The 16,819-nt window shown below is 72.3% G+C and carries 20 protein-coding genes; 13 read left to right on the top strand and 7 right to left on the bottom strand.

Annotated elements, in window-relative coordinates:
• Positions 1 to 43: 43 nt before the first annotated feature.
• Positions 44 to 496, top strand: a complete 453-nt coding sequence (locus GKE56_RS11210; RefSeq protein ID WP_230209320.1) for an amino-acid N-acetyltransferase — start codon at positions 44 to 46, stop codon at positions 494 to 496.
• Between the two features lie 82 nt (positions 497 to 578).
• Here GKE56_RS11210 and GKE56_RS11205 read toward each other — a convergent pair whose 3' ends face one another.
• The 7 genes from GKE56_RS11205 to GKE56_RS11175 form a co-directional block, all read right to left on the bottom strand.
• Positions 579 to 1,526: a hypothetical protein gene (locus GKE56_RS11205; protein ID WP_195908085.1), complete on the bottom strand. Its 948-nt coding sequence runs from the start codon at positions 1,524 to 1,526 to the stop codon at positions 579 to 581.
• Between the two features lie 495 nt (positions 1,527 to 2,021).
• Positions 2,022 to 2,936 (bottom strand): A/G-specific adenine glycosylase, encoded by a 915-nt coding sequence (locus GKE56_RS11200; protein ID WP_304650417.1) that lies wholly within the window; start codon positions 2,934 to 2,936, stop codon positions 2,022 to 2,024.
• Complete coding sequence (disA, locus tag GKE56_RS11195) at positions 2,936 to 4,012, bottom strand: DNA integrity scanning diadenylate cyclase DisA (protein WP_230208912.1); 1,077 nt, start codon at positions 4,010 to 4,012, stop codon at positions 2,936 to 2,938. Before disA ends, GKE56_RS11200 begins: the two co-directional genes overlap by 1 nt.
• Positions 4,013 to 4,053: 41 nt before the next feature.
• A complete protein-coding gene (radA, locus tag GKE56_RS11190; protein ID WP_154684610.1) occupies positions 4,054 to 5,439 on the bottom strand; it encodes a DNA repair protein RadA in 1,386 nt (461 codons plus the stop codon).
• Between the two features lie 94 nt (positions 5,440 to 5,533).
• Positions 5,534 to 5,959, bottom strand: coding sequence for an SRPBCC domain-containing protein (locus tag GKE56_RS11185; RefSeq protein ID WP_154684609.1), 426 nt, complete (start codon positions 5,957 to 5,959; stop codon positions 5,534 to 5,536).
• Positions 5,960 to 5,993: 34 nt separating this feature from the next.
• Positions 5,994 to 6,683, bottom strand: coding sequence for a class I SAM-dependent methyltransferase (locus tag GKE56_RS11180; protein WP_230208911.1), 690 nt, complete (start codon positions 6,681 to 6,683; stop codon positions 5,994 to 5,996).
• The gene (locus GKE56_RS11175; RefSeq protein WP_154684608.1) at positions 6,680 to 7,489 is read right to left on the bottom strand and encodes a hypothetical protein; all 810 of its coding nucleotides are present in this window, start codon (positions 7,487 to 7,489) and stop codon (positions 6,680 to 6,682) included. Before GKE56_RS11175 ends, GKE56_RS11180 begins: the two co-directional genes overlap by 4 nt.
• Positions 7,490 to 7,521: 32 nt before the next feature.
• Between GKE56_RS11175 and GKE56_RS11170 the strand changes: the two genes are divergently transcribed.
• The 12 genes from GKE56_RS11170 to GKE56_RS11115 all read left to right on the top strand — a co-directional run bounded on the left by GKE56_RS11170 (position 7,522) and on the right by GKE56_RS11115 (position 16,809).
• Positions 7,522 to 8,448, top strand: coding sequence for a Ppx/GppA phosphatase family protein (locus GKE56_RS11170; protein WP_154684607.1), 927 nt, complete (start codon positions 7,522 to 7,524; stop codon positions 8,446 to 8,448).
• Between the two features lie 24 nt (positions 8,449 to 8,472).
• A complete protein-coding gene (locus tag GKE56_RS11165; protein WP_154684606.1) occupies positions 8,473 to 9,300 on the top strand; it encodes a sugar phosphate isomerase/epimerase in 828 nt (275 codons plus the stop codon).
• Positions 9,297 to 9,890 (top strand): TetR family transcriptional regulator, encoded by a 594-nt coding sequence (locus GKE56_RS11160; RefSeq protein ID WP_154684605.1) that lies wholly within the window; start codon positions 9,297 to 9,299, stop codon positions 9,888 to 9,890. Before GKE56_RS11165 ends, GKE56_RS11160 begins: the two co-directional genes overlap by 4 nt.
• A 120-nt stretch (positions 9,891 to 10,010) precedes the next feature.
• Positions 10,011 to 10,316, top strand: a complete 306-nt coding sequence (locus tag GKE56_RS11155; RefSeq protein WP_154684604.1) for a helix-turn-helix transcriptional regulator — start codon at positions 10,011 to 10,013, stop codon at positions 10,314 to 10,316.
• Between the two features lie 104 nt (positions 10,317 to 10,420).
• Positions 10,421 to 11,404: a TIGR03086 family metal-binding protein gene (locus tag GKE56_RS11150; RefSeq protein WP_154684603.1), complete on the top strand. Its 984-nt coding sequence runs from the start codon at positions 10,421 to 10,423 to the stop codon at positions 11,402 to 11,404.
• 74 nt (positions 11,405 to 11,478) lie between these two features.
• The gene (locus tag GKE56_RS11145) at positions 11,479 to 12,291 is read left to right on the top strand and encodes a VOC family protein (RefSeq protein ID WP_154684602.1); all 813 of its coding nucleotides are present in this window, start codon (positions 11,479 to 11,481) and stop codon (positions 12,289 to 12,291) included.
• Positions 12,292 to 12,366: 75 nt separating this feature from the next.
• Entirely contained in the window at positions 12,367 to 13,092 is a 726-nt protein-coding gene (locus GKE56_RS11140; protein ID WP_154684601.1) for an ABC transporter ATP-binding protein, read from the top strand.
• On the top strand, positions 13,089 to 13,823 hold the full coding sequence (locus GKE56_RS11135; protein ID WP_154684600.1) for an ABC transporter permease: 735 nt from the start codon (positions 13,089 to 13,091) through the stop codon (positions 13,821 to 13,823). Before GKE56_RS11140 ends, GKE56_RS11135 begins: the two co-directional genes overlap by 4 nt.
• A gap of 58 nt (positions 13,824 to 13,881) precedes the next feature.
• Complete coding sequence (locus GKE56_RS11130; RefSeq protein WP_230208910.1) at positions 13,882 to 14,832, top strand: proline dehydrogenase family protein; 951 nt, start codon at positions 13,882 to 13,884, stop codon at positions 14,830 to 14,832.
• A gap of 36 nt (positions 14,833 to 14,868) precedes the next feature.
• Positions 14,869 to 15,675, top strand: a complete 807-nt coding sequence (gene proC / locus GKE56_RS11125; protein WP_154684598.1) for a pyrroline-5-carboxylate reductase — start codon at positions 14,869 to 14,871, stop codon at positions 15,673 to 15,675.
• Positions 15,668 to 16,174, top strand: a complete 507-nt coding sequence (locus GKE56_RS11120; RefSeq protein WP_154684597.1) for an N-acetyltransferase — start codon at positions 15,668 to 15,670, stop codon at positions 16,172 to 16,174. Before proC ends, GKE56_RS11120 begins: the two co-directional genes overlap by 8 nt.
• Positions 16,175 to 16,290: 116 nt before the next feature.
• On the top strand, positions 16,291 to 16,809 hold the full coding sequence (locus tag GKE56_RS11115) for a GNAT family N-acetyltransferase (RefSeq protein WP_154684596.1): 519 nt from the start codon (positions 16,291 to 16,293) through the stop codon (positions 16,807 to 16,809).
• Positions 16,810 to 16,819: the final 10 nt, after the last annotated feature.

The raw sequence follows: 16,819 nt of genomic DNA, 5'->3' as shown, positions 1-16,819 counted from the left end.
GGAGCTGCTGGTCCGGTCGGCCCGGACCACGGACGTGCGCGCGATCCGGCAGCTGGTCCAGCCGCTGGCCGCGGCGCGCGTGCTCGTGTCCAAGGACGCGGTGACCTACTACGAGGCGGTGCAGCAGTTCCGCGTCGCCGAGCTCGACGGAGTCGTGGTCGGGTGCGGGGCCCTGCACGTCATGTGGGAGGACCTGGCCGAGATCCGCACCCTGGCCGTCGACGCTGCCGCCCACGGCCGCGGTGTCGGGTCCGCGCTGCTGACCGCGCTCATGGACGACGCCCGCACGCTCGGGGTCAGCCGGCTGTTCTGCCTGACGTTCGAGGTCGAGTTCTTCACCCGCCACGGGTTTGCGCCGATCGAGGGGCAGGCCGTCGAGCCCGAGGTGTATGCCGAGCTCGTGCGGTCCTACGACGAGGGCGTGGCCGAGTTCCTCGACCTCGAGCGCGTCAAGCCCAACACCTTGGGCAACACCCGGATGCTGCGCACGCTCTGACGACCAGCGCTCGGCGCGGCGCGGCTCGGCCAGCTCGGCCAGCGCGGCCGGCGGCTCGGCCGGCGCGGCTCGGTGGGTGGGGCTAGCGGGCGTGGGCGCGCGCACGGCGCCGCCCGGCCACCCGGATGCGCACGGAGGCCAGCAGCACCAACAGCAGCAACCCGCCGATCACCCCGAACCCCAGACGGGGCACCAGCGGCAGCGAGATGCCGATCGCGCCACCGACCACCCACGCCGTCTGGAGCAGGGTCTCGGACCAGGCGAACACCCGAGTGCGAACCGCCTCGACGATGTCACGCTGCACCACTGCCTGGGTGCCGAGCGTGACCAGCTGCGCGGACAACCCGGCGACGAGCCCGAGCACCAGCAGGGTGCCCAGGGAGTAGAGGGCCGCGGTGGCGCAGGCGGCCACGACGTCGCACAGCAGCGCGACCGAGATGATGACGTCGGGACGGCGGCGACGCAGGGCATTGCCCAACACCGTGCCCAAGGCGTTGCCAGCACCCGCGGCACCCACGACGAGGGCGAGCACCAGCGTGCCGCTGTAGCCGGGGATGGGGTGCTCGCGCATGAGGAACGCCATGAAGAGGGTGAGGAAGCCGGTGAGCAGCCGCGCGCCGACGGCGCAGCACTGCGACACGAGCACGGCGTTGGGCAGTGCGGCGATCCGGTCGCGCCAGCGCCGCACGGGGGACGCCGCGCCGCCGCCGCCCGGTGGCGCTAGTGGTGCGGTGTCGTCGAGGTGGCGTTCACCGGCGTTGGAGTCGACCCGGCCGGGGAGCCGGATGGCGAGGACCGTTCCGACGACGTAGATGGCGAACGCGAGCCGCAATGACCACTCGGGCCCGATCCTGGCCACGGCCCCCGCCAGGCCGCCGCCGATGGCCATGCCCGCCACGCCCGCGAGGGCGCTGCGCGAGTTCGCGTTGACGAGACTGAACCCCGGCGGCAGCAGGCGAGGCACCGCCGCCGTGCGGGTGACGCCATAGGCCTTGGACGCGACCAGGCATCCCAAGGCTGCTGGGAACAAGCCAGGCCGAGTGGTCGGCGACCGCGCCCGCGAGCACCCAGCAGAGGAAGGCGCGCAGCGCCACGGTGGTGCCGATCGCCCATCTCCGGCCGTGGCGGAAGCGGTCGAGCAACGGGCCGATCAACGGCGCCAGCAGGGCGAATGGCGCCATCGTCAAGAGCAGGAACTGCGCCACCTGCCCGCGTGCCTCGTCGGTCGGGATCGCGAAGATCGTGCCCGCCAGGCTCACCGTGAGCGCTGCGTCCCCGACGCTGTTGACGAAGTGCAGCTCGACCAGGCGGGCCAGCCCACTCTCGCCGGCGCCAGCGGAGTGCGTGTAGGCCCGAGCCCGGCGCGCGCCGGCCCGCCCGCCCCGGCCTGCGAGTCGTGCTCCGGTCACCGCACCGCGACCGACGACCCGCCCGGTTCGCGCCGCTCCCCGACGCACGGCCGAGGCCGTGCGGCGGCCGCGCCCCGGCTGGGGGCCCGGGCTGGGCGGGGGCTCGGGCGGGTGCATCAGGTCGCCTCCGGACCCCCCGGCAGGCGGTACCTGCCGTGCGACAACGGCTCCACGAGCCCGTCGGCCACCAGCGAGTCGAGGCAGCGCTCGCGTTGCCCCGCGGCAGCGGCCACGTCCTGCAGGGCCACCTCGTCGACGGGCTCGTCACTCGCCCGAAGGACAGCGAGCAGCGCGCCACGGACCATGCGGTCGGTGCCGTGCCAGGCCTGCCCGCGCCGGGGTGGCCCGGTGTATGCCGGGTGGCCGGCCGCGCGCCAGGCGCACAGCTGCGCGACGGGACAGTCCGCACACCGCGGACTGCGTGCCGTGCAGACCAGGGCGCCGAGCTCCATGACCGCGACGCTCCACCTCGAGGCCAGGGGTGGGTCGTCCGGCACCAGCTCCTGCGCCATGGCGAGCTCGGACCTGGTCGGTGAGACGGCGGGATACTGCGCACCGGTGACCACCCTCGCGAGCACGCGGCGCACATTGGTGTCGACGACGGTGGTGCGCACGCCGAAGGCAAACGTCGCCACTGCGGCGGCGGTGTAGGCGCCCACCCCCGGCAGGGTGAGCAGCGCGGCTTCGGTGTCGGGGACCCGCCCGTGGTGACGGCTGGTCATCGCCCCGGCTGCGGCGTGCAGCCGCAGGGCGCGGCGCGGGTAACCCAGCCGTCCCCAGGCGCGCACCGCCTCGCCCGGAGGTGCGGCGGCCAGGTCAGCCGGGGTGGGCCAGCGCGCCATCCACTCACGCCAGACGGGCTCGACGCGCGCGACCGGCGTCTGCTGGAGCATGACCTCGGAGACGAAGATTCCCCACGGCGAGGCGTCCGGTCTGCGCCACGGCAGGTCCCGGGCGTGACCGGCATACCACTCCAGCACCCGGTCGTGCAGCGCCGTCGGCGTCGGCGCCGCCGGGGTCGGCGCCGTGATCACACGTAGCGTTCGAGGATGCTCGACTCGGCGAGGCGCGACAGGCCCTCGCGGACGGCCCGGGCGCGACCCTCGCCGACGCCGTCGACGTCCATGAGCTCCTCGAGGTTGGCGGCGAGCAGCTTCTGGAGGCTGCCGAAGTGCTCGACGAGGCGGTCGACGATGGCGCCGGGGAGCCGGGGCACCTTGGTGAGCAGGCGGTAACCGCACGGGCTCACCGCGGAGTCGAGCGCGTCGCCGCCGATGGTGAACCCGACGGCCTTGGCCCCAGCGGAGAGGTCGAGCAGCTCGGTGGAGGTGAGCTCCTCGAGCGCGGCCATGGCCTGCTCGACGCTCAGGCTGACCTTGGCCAGCGGGAGGTAGTCGCGGATCACGAGCTCGCGGTCGTTGCCCAGGCCGCCGGTGAGCTCCTCGAGCTGGAGGGTCAGCAGGCGCCCGTCGACCCCGAGCTCGACGACGTAGCCGGAGATCTCGTCACTGATGCGGCGCACCATCTCGAGGCGCTGGAGGACGCTGGCGACGTCACGCACCGTCACGAGGTCCTCGATCTCGAGGGCTGAGAGGGTGCCGGTGACCTCGTCGAGACGCGACTTGTAGCGCTCGAGGGTCTGCAGGGCCTGGTTTGCCCGCGACAGGATCGCGCTGGAGTCCTCGAGGACGTAGCGCCGACCGTCGACGTAGATGGCCACGATGCGCATCGACTGGCTCACCGAGATGACGGGGTAACCGGTCTGTTTGGCCACCCGCTCTGCGGTGCGGTGGCGGGTGCCCGACTCACTGGTCTCGATGGACGGGTCTGGCACGAGCTGGGTGGCCGCCCGCAGGATCCGTGAGGCCTCGCGGTCGAGGACGATGCCGCCGTCCATCTTGGCGAGCTCGCGCAGCCGGGTCGCCGAGAACTCGACGTCGAGCGGGAAGCCGCCGGTGGACAGGCTCTCGACGGTGCGGTCGTGGCCGAGCACGATGAGCGCGCCAGTGCGCCCACGCAGGATCCGCTCGAGGCCGTCACGCAGCTCGGTACCCGGGGCCACGGCGGCGAGGGTGGCGCGCAGCGCGTCGTCCTCGCGAAGTTCCACTGGTTGAGCCCCTTGCTGCTGCCGGATCGGTTGGCGCGAGTCTAACCGGGCGAGGCTTGCAGTGCGGCGCCGACCGCGCGGCGGATATCGGGGCATTCGACGACCGTCATCCCCTCGGGTGTGGGGCCGGCATCCATCACCCCCGCGGGAACGTAGGCCGTGCGGAAGCCGAGGCGCGCGGCCTCGCTCAGACGCCGGGGTATGCCGGTGACCGGACGCAGCTCGCCCGCCAGACCGAGCTCACCGAAGGCGATCGACCGCTCGGTGAGCGGACGGTCGGTCAGGGCGCTGGCCATCGCGAGGGCGACCGCGAGGTCGGAGGCGGGTTCGGTCAGTCGCACCCCGCCGACCGTCGACAGATACACGTCCTGGGTGCCGATCGGGGCCCCGGCGCGACGACCGAGCACGGCGATGATCATGGCGACCCGGGCCGAGTCCAGGCCGCTGGTCGCGCGCCGTGGGGTGGGGATCTCGCTCTTGGCCACGAGGGCCTGCACCTCGGTCATGAGCGGCCGGCGGCCCTCGAGCGTCACCGTGACGCAGGTGCCTGGCACGCTGAGCGTGCCCCGCGACAGGAAGAGCCCGCTCGGGTCGGGCAGTCCCACGATGCCGACGTCGGACAGGTCGAAGCAGCCGACCTCGTCGGTCGGGCCGTAACGGTTCTTGACGGCCCGGACGAGCCGCAGCCGCGAGTGGCGGTCACCCTCGAACTGGACGACGACGTCGACGAGGTGCTCGAGCACCCGCGGCCCGGCGATCGAGCCGTCCTTGGTGACGTGGCCGACCAGCAGCGTGGCGATGCCACGAGACTTGGCCACCTGGATGAGTGAGGCCGCCACCTCGCGGACCTGGCTCACGTTGCCCGCCGCGCCCTCGACCTCGCCGCTGGCGATGGTCTGGACGGAGTCGATGATGACGAGATCGGGCTGCACGGCGTCGATGTGGCCGAGCACCGTGGCGAGGTCGGTCTCGCTGGCCAGGAACAGCGAGGCGGCCATCGCCTCGATGCGCTCGGCGCGCATCCGCACCTGGGCGGCTGACTCCTCGCCTGTGACGTAGAGGACGGTGGTGCCGTCGCCCTGGCGGGCCGCACGGGCTGCCACGTCGAGCAGGAGGGTCGACTTGCCGATGCCCGGCTCGCCGGCGACGAGCACGACGGCGCCCGGCACGAGGCCGCCGCCGAGCACGCGGTCGAACTCGCCGACGCCGGTGCTGCGGGCCTCGGCGCGGCGGGCGTCGACCTGGCCGATGGGAACGGCCGGGCGCTCGACCCGGGCCGCGGACGTGGTGCGGACGGTGACCGCGCCGAGCTCGCTGACGCTGCCCCAGGCCTGGCACTCGCCGCAGCGACCCACCCACTTGGCCGTGGTCCACCCGCACTCGGAGCAGCGGAACCCGCTCGACTTGGTCGTGGTCTTCACTGCCATGGGCGACAACCTACGGGGGCGTACCGACACCCGCGTCCTGTTGGTGCCGCAACGCCCGGGACAGCCGGGCGTTGCGGCATCGATACGCGGGAGGTCAGGCCGACTCGGCGACGTTCTTCAGGCCATCGAGCATGCCCTGCCAGCTCTGCGAGAACTGCTCGGCCTGCTCGGGGGTGTCGCAGCCGTCCTGGGTCAGCCGCACCGAGGTGGCCTCGCCCGCGGCGGTCAGCTCGTAGCGGACCCGGTGGTAGTTCTCAGGGACGTCGTCGCCGGTCATGGGGCTGTAGTGCGTCACCTCGAGGACGTGGCCGGGCTCGACCTCGAGCACCTCGCCCTTGTCCTGGTACGCCTTGCCCTCCCATTCGCCGGACCAGGTGATCGGGCTCCCGACCTGGTAGTCGCTGTCGACCAGGCTGCCCATCATGTACTGGGCCACCTGCTCGGGGTCGGTCATGGCCTCCCACACCCGCTCGGGTGGTGCGGCGATGTCGACGCTGGCGGTGGCGACGTGTCCACTCATGGGGCCTCCCTGGTCTGGTGAGAACGTGGTTCGGTCAGAACTGACGGTGCCACAGGCTGACGGCGTAGTCGACCGCTGAGCCCTCGTGCTCGGCGAGGATCCCCTCGGCCGCCGTCTCGGGGAACTCGATGCGCACGACCTCCTCGAAATCGGCCCGCGAGTCGAACGTCCAGGCGATCGTGAGCCGCTCGCGCGACCACCCTTGGCGCGCCCAGAAGCGCTCGACCGCGAGCGGGTCGTAGGACGGGTAGGCGCGGGCGAACCACCGCCCGAACGTCGACCGGGTGGCGTCGTTGTCGATGACGTATGCCGTGCCGCCGGGTCGCAGGACGCGTTCCAGCTCGGCGAGTCCCGGCTCGCAGCCCGCACCGAAGAAGTAGGCCCAACGGGCCTGTGCGAGGTCGACCGAGTCATCCGCGAGGGGGAGTGCCTGCGCGACACCCTCGACCACCCGAACGCCGGGCAGGCCGGCGACGCGCTCCTGCGCCAGCTCGACGAGCGGCGGGTGGGGTTCGACCCCCACGACCGACGCGCAGCCGAGCGCGAGGAACCGGGGCAGGTGGAACCCGCTGCCGCACCCGACGTCGACGAGGTCGGCCCCGTCGAACGGGTGCAGCGCCGCCATGGCCTCCTCGATCACCCCGGCCCGGTCCACGCCGAGGTTCTCGACCTCGTAGACGTCGGGCGTGTCCCAGATATTGGGGCTGCGCGTGGGCTCGTTCACGCGCGCTTGCGAGCGTCCTGGGCGGCCAGGGTCGCCGGGTGCACGAGGAGGGGAAGCATCTTGCGGGAGTAGGCGTTTCGCGCGGCCTTGACGCTGGCGAGGTGGGCTTCGCAGCGGAGCTCCAGCTCGGCATACGCGGGCTCGCCCATGAGCTCGACGAGCTCACCGCGGTTGCTGCGGTAGACCGGCTCGCGACCCACGTGGGCCTCGGGGTTGCCTGAGCAGTACCAGTCGAGGTCGTGGCCGCCAGGCCCCCAGCCACGGCGGTCGTACTCGGTGATCGTGACCTCCTGCCAGGTCGACCCGTCGGGCAGCTCGACCGTGCGATAGGTGCGGCGGATCGGCAGCTGCCAGCAGACATCCGGCTTGACGGTGTGGGGTGGCTTGCCGGTGAGCACCGCGTGCTGGTGGAGGGCGCAGCCGGCGCCGGCGGGGAAGCCCGGACGGTTGAGGAAGATGCAGGCGCCGTCGACGACCTTGGTCTTGAGCGCCCCGTCCTCGGTCTCGGTCCACGCGGACTGCTTGGTGCTGCCGGGGTGGAGCTGCCACTCGTCCTCGCCGAGCTCCTTGACCGCGGCCTTGACCCGTTTGACGTCGTCGTCGTCGGTGAAGTGTGCGCCCAGGGTGCAGCACCCGTCATCGGGCCGGTCGGCGTAGATGCCCTTGCACCCGCTGCCGAAGATGCAGGTCCAGCTCGAGGTCAGCCAGGTGAGGTCACAGCGGAACCGCTGCGGAACCTCGGTGGTGTCGGCGGGGTCGGCGAACTCGACCCAGATGCGGGCGGTGTCGAGCGGGGTCTCAGCCACAGGGCAACCCTACGTCCCGCTACGGTGGCGCCATGCGCCTCGGGGTGGTCGACGTCGGATCCAACACGGTCCACCTCCTCGTCGTCGACGCCCACCGCGGGGCCCAGCCGCTGCCCGCCACGTCCCACAAGATCGAGCTGCGGCTCTCGGAGCACGTCACCGACGACGGCAACATCGCCCGGTCCGGCGAGGACTCGCTCGTCCGGTTCATCCGCGAGTGCCTCACCGTCGCCGAGGACCAGGGCGTCGAGGAGGTCATGGCCTTCGCGACGAGTGCCATCCGCGAGGCGCCGAACGGCGAGGAGGTCCTCCTGCGCGTGCGCGAGCAGACCGGGGTGCGTCTCGAGGTGCTCTCGGGCGAGGACGAGGCGCGGCTGACCTTCCTCGCCGCCAGGCGCTGGTTCGGCTGGTCGAGCGGCACCCTGCTCGTCGTGGACATCGGTGGTGGCTCGCTCGAGCTCGCGGCGGGCATGGACGAGGAGCCCGACGCGGCGGTGTCGCTCCCGCTCGGCGCCGGCCGGCTGACGCGAGACCTCCTGCCCGGCAACCCACCCGGAGCCGAGGTGGTCCGCGCCGCGCGGCGCGAGATCCGCCAGCGACTCGCCGGAGCCGCGCGCCCGCTGACCAAGGCGGGCGTCCCGGACCGCGCGGTGGGCACCTCCAAGACGATGCGCTCGCTCGCCCGAGCCCTCGGTGCGGCGCCCAGCAGCGACGGCCCGTATGCCGTGCGCCAGCTGGCGCGCGCCGACCTCGCGGCTCTGGTCGGTCGGCTGGCGGGGATGACCGCGACGGAGCGGGCCCGGCTGCCCGGGATCTCCGCGGGGCGCTCGCAACAGCTGCTGGCCGGCGCGCTCGTCGCCGAGGCTGCGTTGGACCTGCTCGGCATCGACCGCCTCGAGATCTGTCCGTGGGCGCTGCGCGAGGGGGTCATCCTCAACCGGCTCGACGCCCTGCGTTGAGGCGGGCTCGCTAGGCTCGACGACATGTCCTCGGCGGTCTCGATCCCCGGTGCCACGGTGGCCCTGTCGACCGCCTCGGTCTATCCCGAGGGATGTGCGGGCGCCTTCGCCACCGCCGCCCGCCTCGGCTACGACGCCGTCGAGGTGATGGTCTGGACCGACCCGGTGTCCCAGGAGGCCGGGGCGCTCGCCGCGCTCGCGGAGCTGCACGGCATACGGGTCGTCTCCGTGCACGCGCCCACCTTGCTGCTCACCCAGCGGATCTGGGGGCCGGAGCCGTGGTCGAAGGTCGACAAGTCCATCGAGCTCGCCCACGAGGTCGGGGCCGACACGGTCGTGCTGCACCCGCCGTTCCGCTGGCAGAAGGAGTACGCCCGCGACTTCGTCGAGGGCATCGCCGTGCGTGAGCACGAGACGGGCATCCGGCTGGCGGTCGAGAACATGTTTCCGTGGCGGGCCCGTCAGCGTGAGTTCGAGGCCTACCTCCCGCACTGGGACCCGGTGCCCCAGGCCTACGACAACGTCACGCTGGACCTGTCCCACACGGCGACCGCCGGCTCCGACGCCATGGAGATGGCACACGTGCTGGGGAGCCGGCTCGCGCACGTCCACCTCGCCGACGGGCTCGGGTCGCTCAAGGACGAGCACCTCGTGCCGGGCCGCGGCGCCCAGCCATGTGCGGAGTTCCTCGAGTTCCTTGCCGCGACAGAGTTTTCGGGATCGGTCGTCGTGGAGGTCAGCACTCGCAAGGTGACGCCCGAGCAGCGCGACCTCGACCTGGCCGAGTCCCTGGCGTTCGCGAGGCTGCACCTCGCCTCGGCCATGACGCCGTCGACGGGGGACCAGCAGTGAGTCCGCGGGGCCGACGCCCCGGCGGGGTCGACACCCGGGCGGCGATCCTCGACGCGGCCCGCACGGAGTTCGCCGACGCGGGGTACGACGCCACGTCGCTGCGCGGCATCGCGCGCCGGGCCGAGGTGGACCCGGCCCTGGTGCACCACTACTTCGGGGGCAAGCCCCAGCTGTTCGCAGCGGTGATGGACATCCCGGCCGACCCAGCGCTGCTCATCAGTCGGATCGTCGACGGCCCGCGCGACCAGGTGGGCGAGGCGCTGGTGCGCACCTTCCTGGCGGTCTGGGACGCTCCCGAGGGCAGGGAGCGGTTCCAGGCCCTGATCCGCTCAGCGCTGACCCACGCGGACGCCACCCGCATGCTCCGCGAGTTCCTCACCCGCGAGATCTTCGGCCGGGTCCTGCGACATCTGAGCGCAGACGGCTCGGCGGTGCCGGACCTCGAGCTGCGGGCCGGCCTGGCCGCCTCGCAGATGGTGGGGCTGGCCGTGATGCGGTACATCGTGGAGTTCCCGGCTGTGGTCGACGCCTCGCACGATGACCTGGCCCGGCTGGTCGGGCCGGCCATCCAGCGCTACCTCGCGCCGTAGCGCCCCGCGCCGTAGCGCCCCGCGCCGTAGCGCCCCGCGTCGGCTCGCCGGCGCCCCACCCCACCCCTCCCGGTCGCCGCCGCTTGACCAAATGCGTTAGTCACGACTAACGTATTACTCGTGACCGACGCCCTCAGCGCAGCCGCCGAGCCCAACCGCCGGCGCATCCTGCAGCTGCTCGCGTCGGGCCCGCGATCGGTCACCGAGCTCGCCGACGAGTTCCCCGTCACCCGCTCGGCGATCTCCCAGCACCTGCTCGTACTGTCCGACGCCGGTCTCGTCGTCGCCCGCAAGGACGGGCGCCAGCGCTTCTACAGCGTCGTTCCCGGCGGGATCGCCCGGCTCCGTGCCGAGATCGACCGGTTCTGGACCGACGAGCTCGACCTCCTGGTCGCCGATGCCCACCGGCTCGTCGCCCAGCCCTGACCCACCCGCGACCACACCACGACCACCCACACCACGACCACGGCACGACCCAACCCGACGACCACCCACCACCTGCCCTCGATCACCGACCAACGGAGCCCGCCATGACCACCGCCACCGTCACCGCCGAGAAGACCGCGTTCCTCCCGGTTCCCCCCGAGGAGGCGTTCGCCCTCATCACCGAGCCCGAACGACTGCGCCGCTGGAAGACCATCGCCTCGCGCGTCGACCTCCGCGCCGGCGGGGAGTACCGCTTCACCGTCGTGCCCGGACACATCGCTCGGGGGACCTACCGCGAGGTCGTCCCCGGCGAGCGCATCGTGTTCGGCTGGGGCTGGGAGGGCGACGGCGACCTCGCCCCCGATGACTCCACCGTCACCGTGACCCTGGAGCCCGCCGACGGCGGCACGATGGTCCGGCTGGTGCACGAGGGTCTCACCGAGGAGCAGGCAGCGAGCCACCTCGAGGGCTGGAACCACTTCTTCGAGCGCCTCGAGCGGGCGGCCACGCAGGGCGACGCCGGTGCCGACGAGTGGGCCTGGGCACCCCAGCACCTCGACCCGCTGACCAGCGCCGACGCGACCCTGGCCGTCCTCCAGCGGGTGCTGCTGCCGGTGACCGCGGCCGACCGCGAGAAGCCGACGCCGTGCAAGGACTTCACCGTCCACCAGCTCGCCGAGCACCTGTTCGGCACGCTCGCCTTCGTCGGGGGCCTCGCGGGCCTCGAGGTCACGCGCACGCCGCAGCCCTCGCTGGAGGCGGCGGTCGCCGAGGTCGCCCAGCAGGTCAACGAGGCGTGGGCCGTCCGCGGCCTCGAGGGCACCGTCCGTGCCGGTGAGCGTGACCTGCCCGCCGCCATGGCGGTCGGCATCCTCAACCTCGAGTACCTCCTCCACGCGTGGGACTTCGCGCAGGCGACCGGCCAGGACCTCCACGTCTCGGAGGAGGTCGCGCAGTACGTCCACGACCTCGGCGAGCAGATCATCCCCGGCGCCCGCGAGGGGGGCTCCTTCGACCCCGCCGTCGAGATCGCCGAGCGCGCCGGTGCGCTCGACCGCCTCGTGGCCCTCTCCGGTCGCGCCGCCTGACGCGACCCCACGGCATACGCCACGCCCACGCACATCACACCCACGCACATCACATCCAGGAAAGGCATACGACGATGACCACCAAGACCTCCTACGCCCAGGGCACTCCCTGCTGGGTCGACCTCCAGACCTCTGACCAGGACGCCGCGCGCGCCTTCTATGCCGGCGTGCTCGGCTGGGAGTTCGTCGAGCAGCCGATGCCCGACGGCCCCGTCTACGCCATGGCCCAGCTCGGTGGCCGCAACGCCGCCGCGATCGCCCCGCAGAACCCCGACCAGGCCGCCGCCGGCGTGCCTGCGATGTGGAACACCTACCTCGCCGTCGACGACGTCGACGCCACCACGGCGCGCGTCGCGGATGCCGGTGGCACGGTGGCCATGGAGCCGTTCGACGTCATGGACGCCGGCCGGATGTCCTTCGTGGCCGACCCGTCGGGAGCGTTCGTCGGCCTGTGGCAGGCCCGCGAGCACATCGGTGCCCAGGTCGCCAACGAGCCCGGGGCCCTCACCTGGAACGAGCTCGTCACGACTGACCCCGAGTCGGCGCTGCCGTTCTACGAGAAGCTCCTGGGGGTCCAGGCCGTGACGGTGCCGATGGGGCCGGACTACGCGTACACGATGTTCCAGGTCGGCGACCAGCAGGTCGGCGGATCCACGGCGCCCCAGATGCCGGGGGTCCCCAACCACTGGGCGGTCTGGTTCTCGGTGGACTCAGCCGACGCGAGCGCCGCGCGCATCACCGAGCTCGGTGGTTCGCTGCTGGTCGAGCCCACCGACATGCCGGTGGGTCGGATGGTCGTGGCGCGTGACCCGCAGGGCGCGGTCTTCAACCTCCTCCAGCCGGCCGATCAGACCGCAGAAGCCGCGGCGGAGCAGCCGACGGCCTGACCGCACCGCTGGCCACCTTGGCCCTGTCCTTCGAGACTCTTGTCGTGGGGCAGGGCCAGGGGTATATTTCATCGCATGATGAAAAACGTGGTGGAGATCGACCACCTCCGGGTGGTCCGCAGCGGTCGCACCGTGCTGCCCGACCTCTCCGTCCGGGTTCCGGAGGGCCAGGTGGTGGGCCTGCTCGGGCCCAGTGGCAGCGGCAAGTCCACCCTCATCCGCGCCATCGTCGGCGTGCAGGTGGTGCAGGCCGGTGACGTTCGCGTGCTCGGCGAGCCGGCGGGGTCGCCGTCCCTGCGTCACCGGGTCGGCTACGTCACCCAGAGCCCGAGCGTCTACGACGACCTCACCGTCCGCGCCAACGTGCGCTACTTCGCGAGCATCCTGGGCGCGCCGGCCTCCTCGGCCGACGAGGCCATCGAGGCCGTCGACCTCACCAGCCACGCCGACGCCATGGTCGGCCGGCTCTCCGGCGGGCAGCGCTCCCGGGTCTCGCTGGCCTCGGCCCTGGTCGGCGAGCCCGAGCTCCTGGTCCTCGACGAGCCCACGGTGGGGCTCGACCCGGTGCTGCGACGCGACTTGTGGAACCTCTTCCACCGCATCGCGGCACAAGGGCGCTCGCTGATCGTGTCGAGCCACGTCATGGACGAGGCCAGTCGCTGCGACCGGCTGCTGTTGCTGCGTGAGGGCGAGATCCTGGCCGATGCCACGCTGCCCGAGCTGCTCGCCCAGACCGGGACGCACGACGCCGAGACCGCCTTCCTCGCCCTCATCGACCGAGCCCAGGAGGCTGCCCGATGAACGTCCACCGCACCCTCGTCACCGCTGGCCGCGTCCTGACCCAGCTGCGCTCGGACCATCGCACGATCGGACTGATGCTGGTCGTGCCGTGTGTCCTGCTCGGCCTGCTCGCCTGGATCTTCAAGGACACCCCGGTGTTCGACGGCATCGGGGCCGCGCTGCTCGGCGTCTTCCCGTTCGTCGTGATGTTCATCGTCACGAGCGTCGCGACCCTGCGAGAGCGCACCTCGGGAACCCTGGAGCGCCTGCTCACCACCCCGATGGGCAAGGGAGACTTCATGTTCGGCTACGCGTTGGCCTTCGGGGTGATGGCCATCCTCCAGGCCCTGATCGCCACGGCCTTCGCGGTCTACGTGTGCGGGCTGAACGTCGCCGGACCCCTGTGGCAGCTCGTGGTGGTCGCCGTGCTCGACGCAGTGCTCGGAACGGCCCTGGGCCTGCTCGCCAGCGGCTTCGCGCGCACCGAGTTCCAGGCCGTCCAGTTCATGCCCGCGTTCGTGCTGCCCCAGTTCCTCCTCTGTGGGCTGCTCGTGGCCCGCGACCGGTTGCCCGACCTCCTGCGGTGGCTCTCCGACGTGCTGCCCCTGTCGTATGCCGTCGATGCCATGAAGGCGGTCACGGCCAGCGCGACTCCGGGCACCGACGTGTCGCACGACGCTTCGGTCATCGCGCTGTGGGTGCTCGTCGCACTCCTGCTCGGCAGCCTCACCCTGCGCCGCCGCACCGCCTGAGAGGCCGTAACCTTGGCGCCGGTCGTGAGATCCGCGACCGATGCTCGGAAGGACTCCCGTGGACGCCAGTGACCTGCTGCGCAACAGCCTGCTTCAGCTCTCCAAGAGCGGCACGGTTCGACAGGCCATCGAGAAGGCGCCGGTCAGCCGCAGCGTGGTGCGCCGGTTCGTACCGGGGGAGCGCACCCAGGACGCCGTCACCGCCACGGCCGAGCTGCGCGCCACCAACCGCCTGGCCACCATCGACTACCTCGGCGAGGACACCGCCGACCTCACCCAGGCCATCCGCACCCGCGACCACTACCTCGAGCTGCTCAGGGCCCTCGCCGACGCCGACCTGAGCCAGCACGGCATGGGCGAGGTCAGCCTCAAGCTCTCCGCGCTCGGCCAGTACCTGCCCGGCGACGGCGACAAGATCGCGCTCGAGCACGCCCGCGAGATCTGCCAGGCCGCTGCCAACGCCGGCACCACTGTCACCCTCGACATGGAGGACCACACCACCACCGACGCGACCCTCGAGGCCCTGCGCGAGCTGCGCCAGGACTTCCCGTGGGTGGGCGCGGTGATCCAGTCCTACCTGCGGCGCAGCGAGGCCGACTGCCGCGACCTGGCCCACGAGGGCAGCCGGGTCCGGCTCTGCAAGGGTGCGTACAAGGAGCCCGAGAGCGTGGCGTTCCAGAGCTCGGCGCAGGTCGACCAGAGCTATGTCCGGTGCCTCAAGGTCCTCATGGCCGGCGCGGGCTACCCGATGGTCGCCAGCCACGACCCGCGGCTCGTCGAGATCGCCGGGGCGCTCGCCGCCCACCACTCGCGCGAGGCCGACAGCTACGAGTACCAGATGCTCTACGGCATCCGCCCCGAGGAGCAGAAGCGCATCGCCGACCGCGGCAACCAGATGCGCGTCTACATCCCGTACGGTGAGGAGTGGTACGGCTACCTCATGCGCCGCATGGCCGAGCGCCCCGCCAACACGATGTTCTTCCTGCGCGGTCTCGCCACCAGAAACTGATCCCGCCCAGCGGCGGGTGACTGCCAGACTGCCTCCATGGGAACTGTCGCGATCCTCGGTGCCGGCGTCATGGGCGAGACCCTGCTGTCCGGCCTCATCCGCTCGGGCCGCAGTGCCGACGACCTCGTCATCACGGCCCGGCGGCCGGAGCGGGTCGAGCAGCTGAGTGCCCGGTACGGCGTGCGTGGGATGTCCAACATCGCCGCCGCCGAGGCCGCCGACACCCTGGTGCTCGTGGTCAAGCCGCAGGACATGGGGGCCCTGGTCGAAGAAATCCGCGACCACGTCTCACCTGGCAACCTCGTCGTGAGCCTCGCGGCCGGCATCCCCACGGCATACCTCGAGAGCCGACTGCCTGAGGGCGTGGCCGTCGTGCGCGTCATGCCGAACACTCCCGCACTGGTCGACCAGGGCATGGCGGCGGTCAGCCCCGGGCGCAGCGCCGACGCGGCCCACCTGGAGGAGGCAGCCGGGCTCCTGCGCTCGTGTGGGCGGGTCGTGCAGGTCGCCGAGAAGCACCAGGACGCCGTCACCGCGATCAGCGGCAGCGGCCCGGCCTACATCTTCTACGTCGTCGAGGCGATGATCGAGGCGGGGGTCGCGCTCGGCCTGCCGCGACCCACCTCGACCGAGCTCGTGGTCCAGACGTTGTTCGGCGCCGCGACGATGATGCGCGAGACCGGCCAGCACCCGACGGTCCTGCGCGAGCAGGTCACCTCTCCGGGCGGCACGACGGCGGCGGCGCTGCGCCAGCTCGACGACCACAAGGTGCGCGCCGCCTTCATGTCCGCGATGGAGGCCGCGGCGGTGCGCTCGCACGAGCTGGCAAGTGGGCGTGACTGACCGCTCCGTCGGGGCGCCGCCCGTATGCCGGCTGGAGCCCCCTCTGTGGCGGGTCTACCGAGGCGTACGGCTGGCGATGCTCCTCGACGAGCCCCAGGCCTTCGGCAGCACCTTCGCCCGTGAGGTGCAGCTCAGTGACGACGAGTGGCGGGCACGTGCCGCCGGGGCTCCCACCTGGCTGGCCCATGACGCCGAGCTGCCCGTCGGGGCGGTCACCCTGTTCCGCTACCCCGAGCAGGCCGCGGACGAGGCCTGCCTCGTGGCGATGTGGGTGGCGGCGCACGCCCGGGGCCGCGGCGTCGCCGACGCCCTCGTCGGCGCCCTCCTCGAGCATGCGCGGTCGGTGGGGCTGCGCCGGGTGACCCTCGATGTCGCCCACGCCAACGGCCGCGCCATCGGGTTCTACGAGCGGATGGGCTTCACGCCGACCGGCCGGGAGGGCGCGCTCGCCCACGACCCGGCGGTGACTGAGCTGGAGCTGGAGCACGTGCTCGCGTGAGCCTGTTCGTGAGGCTTCCGTGAGCCGTTCCGTGAGCCTTCCGTGAGCAGGGTTCACAGTGAACTCTCGGCAAACTCCCCTGACCGAAACCGTCGTCCCCGTGCGACAGTGGGCGCATGAGCGACATCACCGTGCGGACCCTGGGCGAGGACGAGTGGGAGCAGTACCGCGCGGTGCGGTTGAGCGCGCTCGAGGAATCCCCTGACGCGTTCGCCGCGACCCTCGCTGAGGAGCAGGAGTTCGACGAGGCCCTGTGGCGCACCCGGATGCAGCGCTCGCAACGCCTGCTCGCCGAGCGCGAGGGCACAGCGGTCGGCGTCGCGAGCCTGGGCCAGCAGACCGAGAGCGACCGCGTCGCCGAGCTCTTCGGCCTCTGGGTGAGTCCGGCGGCCCGTGGGTCGGGCGTGGCCACCCAGCTCGTCCGGGCGGGGGCGGATGCCGCCCGCCAGCAGGGGCGGACCCACCTGGCCTACTGGGTGGGCACCGACAACGGGCGTGCGGTGGCCTTCGCCAGCGGGTTCGGGTTCCGCCCGACCGACTCGCGCCGGCCGATGCGGGTGCGGCAGGCCGACGTCGAGGAGGAGATCGCGATGGTCCTCCCGCTCGGCGAAGACCGCGGTATGCCGCGCCTCTGACCTGCGTCCG

The sequence above is a fragment of the Nostocoides sp. HKS02 genome (assembly GCF_009707485.1).
Lineage (GTDB): Bacteria > Actinomycetota > Actinomycetes > Actinomycetales > Dermatophilaceae > Pedococcus.
The sequence above is the reverse complement of the archived record's forward strand: the minus strand, read 5'-3'. Positions and strand labels throughout refer to the sequence as shown.

Bases quoted from the DNA above. Each gene is read 5' to 3' on its own strand.
- GKE56_RS11140 (WP_154684601.1), top strand. From the start codon at position 12,367: ATGATGAAAAACGTGGTGGAGATCGACCACCTCCGGGTGGTCCGCAGC.
- GKE56_RS11145 (WP_154684602.1), top strand. From the start codon at position 11,479: ATGACCACCAAGACCTCCTACGCCCAGGGCACTCCCTGCTGGGTCGAC.
- GKE56_RS11135 (WP_154684600.1), top strand. From the start codon at position 13,089: ATGAACGTCCACCGCACCCTCGTCACCGCTGGCCGCGTCCTGACCCAG.
- proC (WP_154684598.1), top strand. From the start codon at position 14,869: ATGGGAACTGTCGCGATCCTCGGTGCCGGCGTCATGGGCGAGACCCTG.
- GKE56_RS11115 (WP_154684596.1), top strand. From the start codon at position 16,291: ATGAGCGACATCACCGTGCGGACCCTGGGCGAGGACGAGTGGGAGCAG.
- radA (WP_154684610.1), bottom strand. From the start codon at position 5,439: ATGGCAGTGAAGACCACGACCAAGTCGAGCGGGTTCCGCTGCTCCGAG.
- GKE56_RS11170 (WP_154684607.1), top strand. From the start codon at position 7,522: ATGCGCCTCGGGGTGGTCGACGTCGGATCCAACACGGTCCACCTCCTC.
- GKE56_RS11165 (WP_154684606.1), top strand. From the start codon at position 8,473: ATGTCCTCGGCGGTCTCGATCCCCGGTGCCACGGTGGCCCTGTCGACC.
- GKE56_RS11185 (WP_154684609.1), bottom strand. From the start codon at position 5,959: ATGAGTGGACACGTCGCCACCGCCAGCGTCGACATCGCCGCACCACCC.
- GKE56_RS11150 (WP_154684603.1), top strand. From the start codon at position 10,421: ATGACCACCGCCACCGTCACCGCCGAGAAGACCGCGTTCCTCCCGGTT.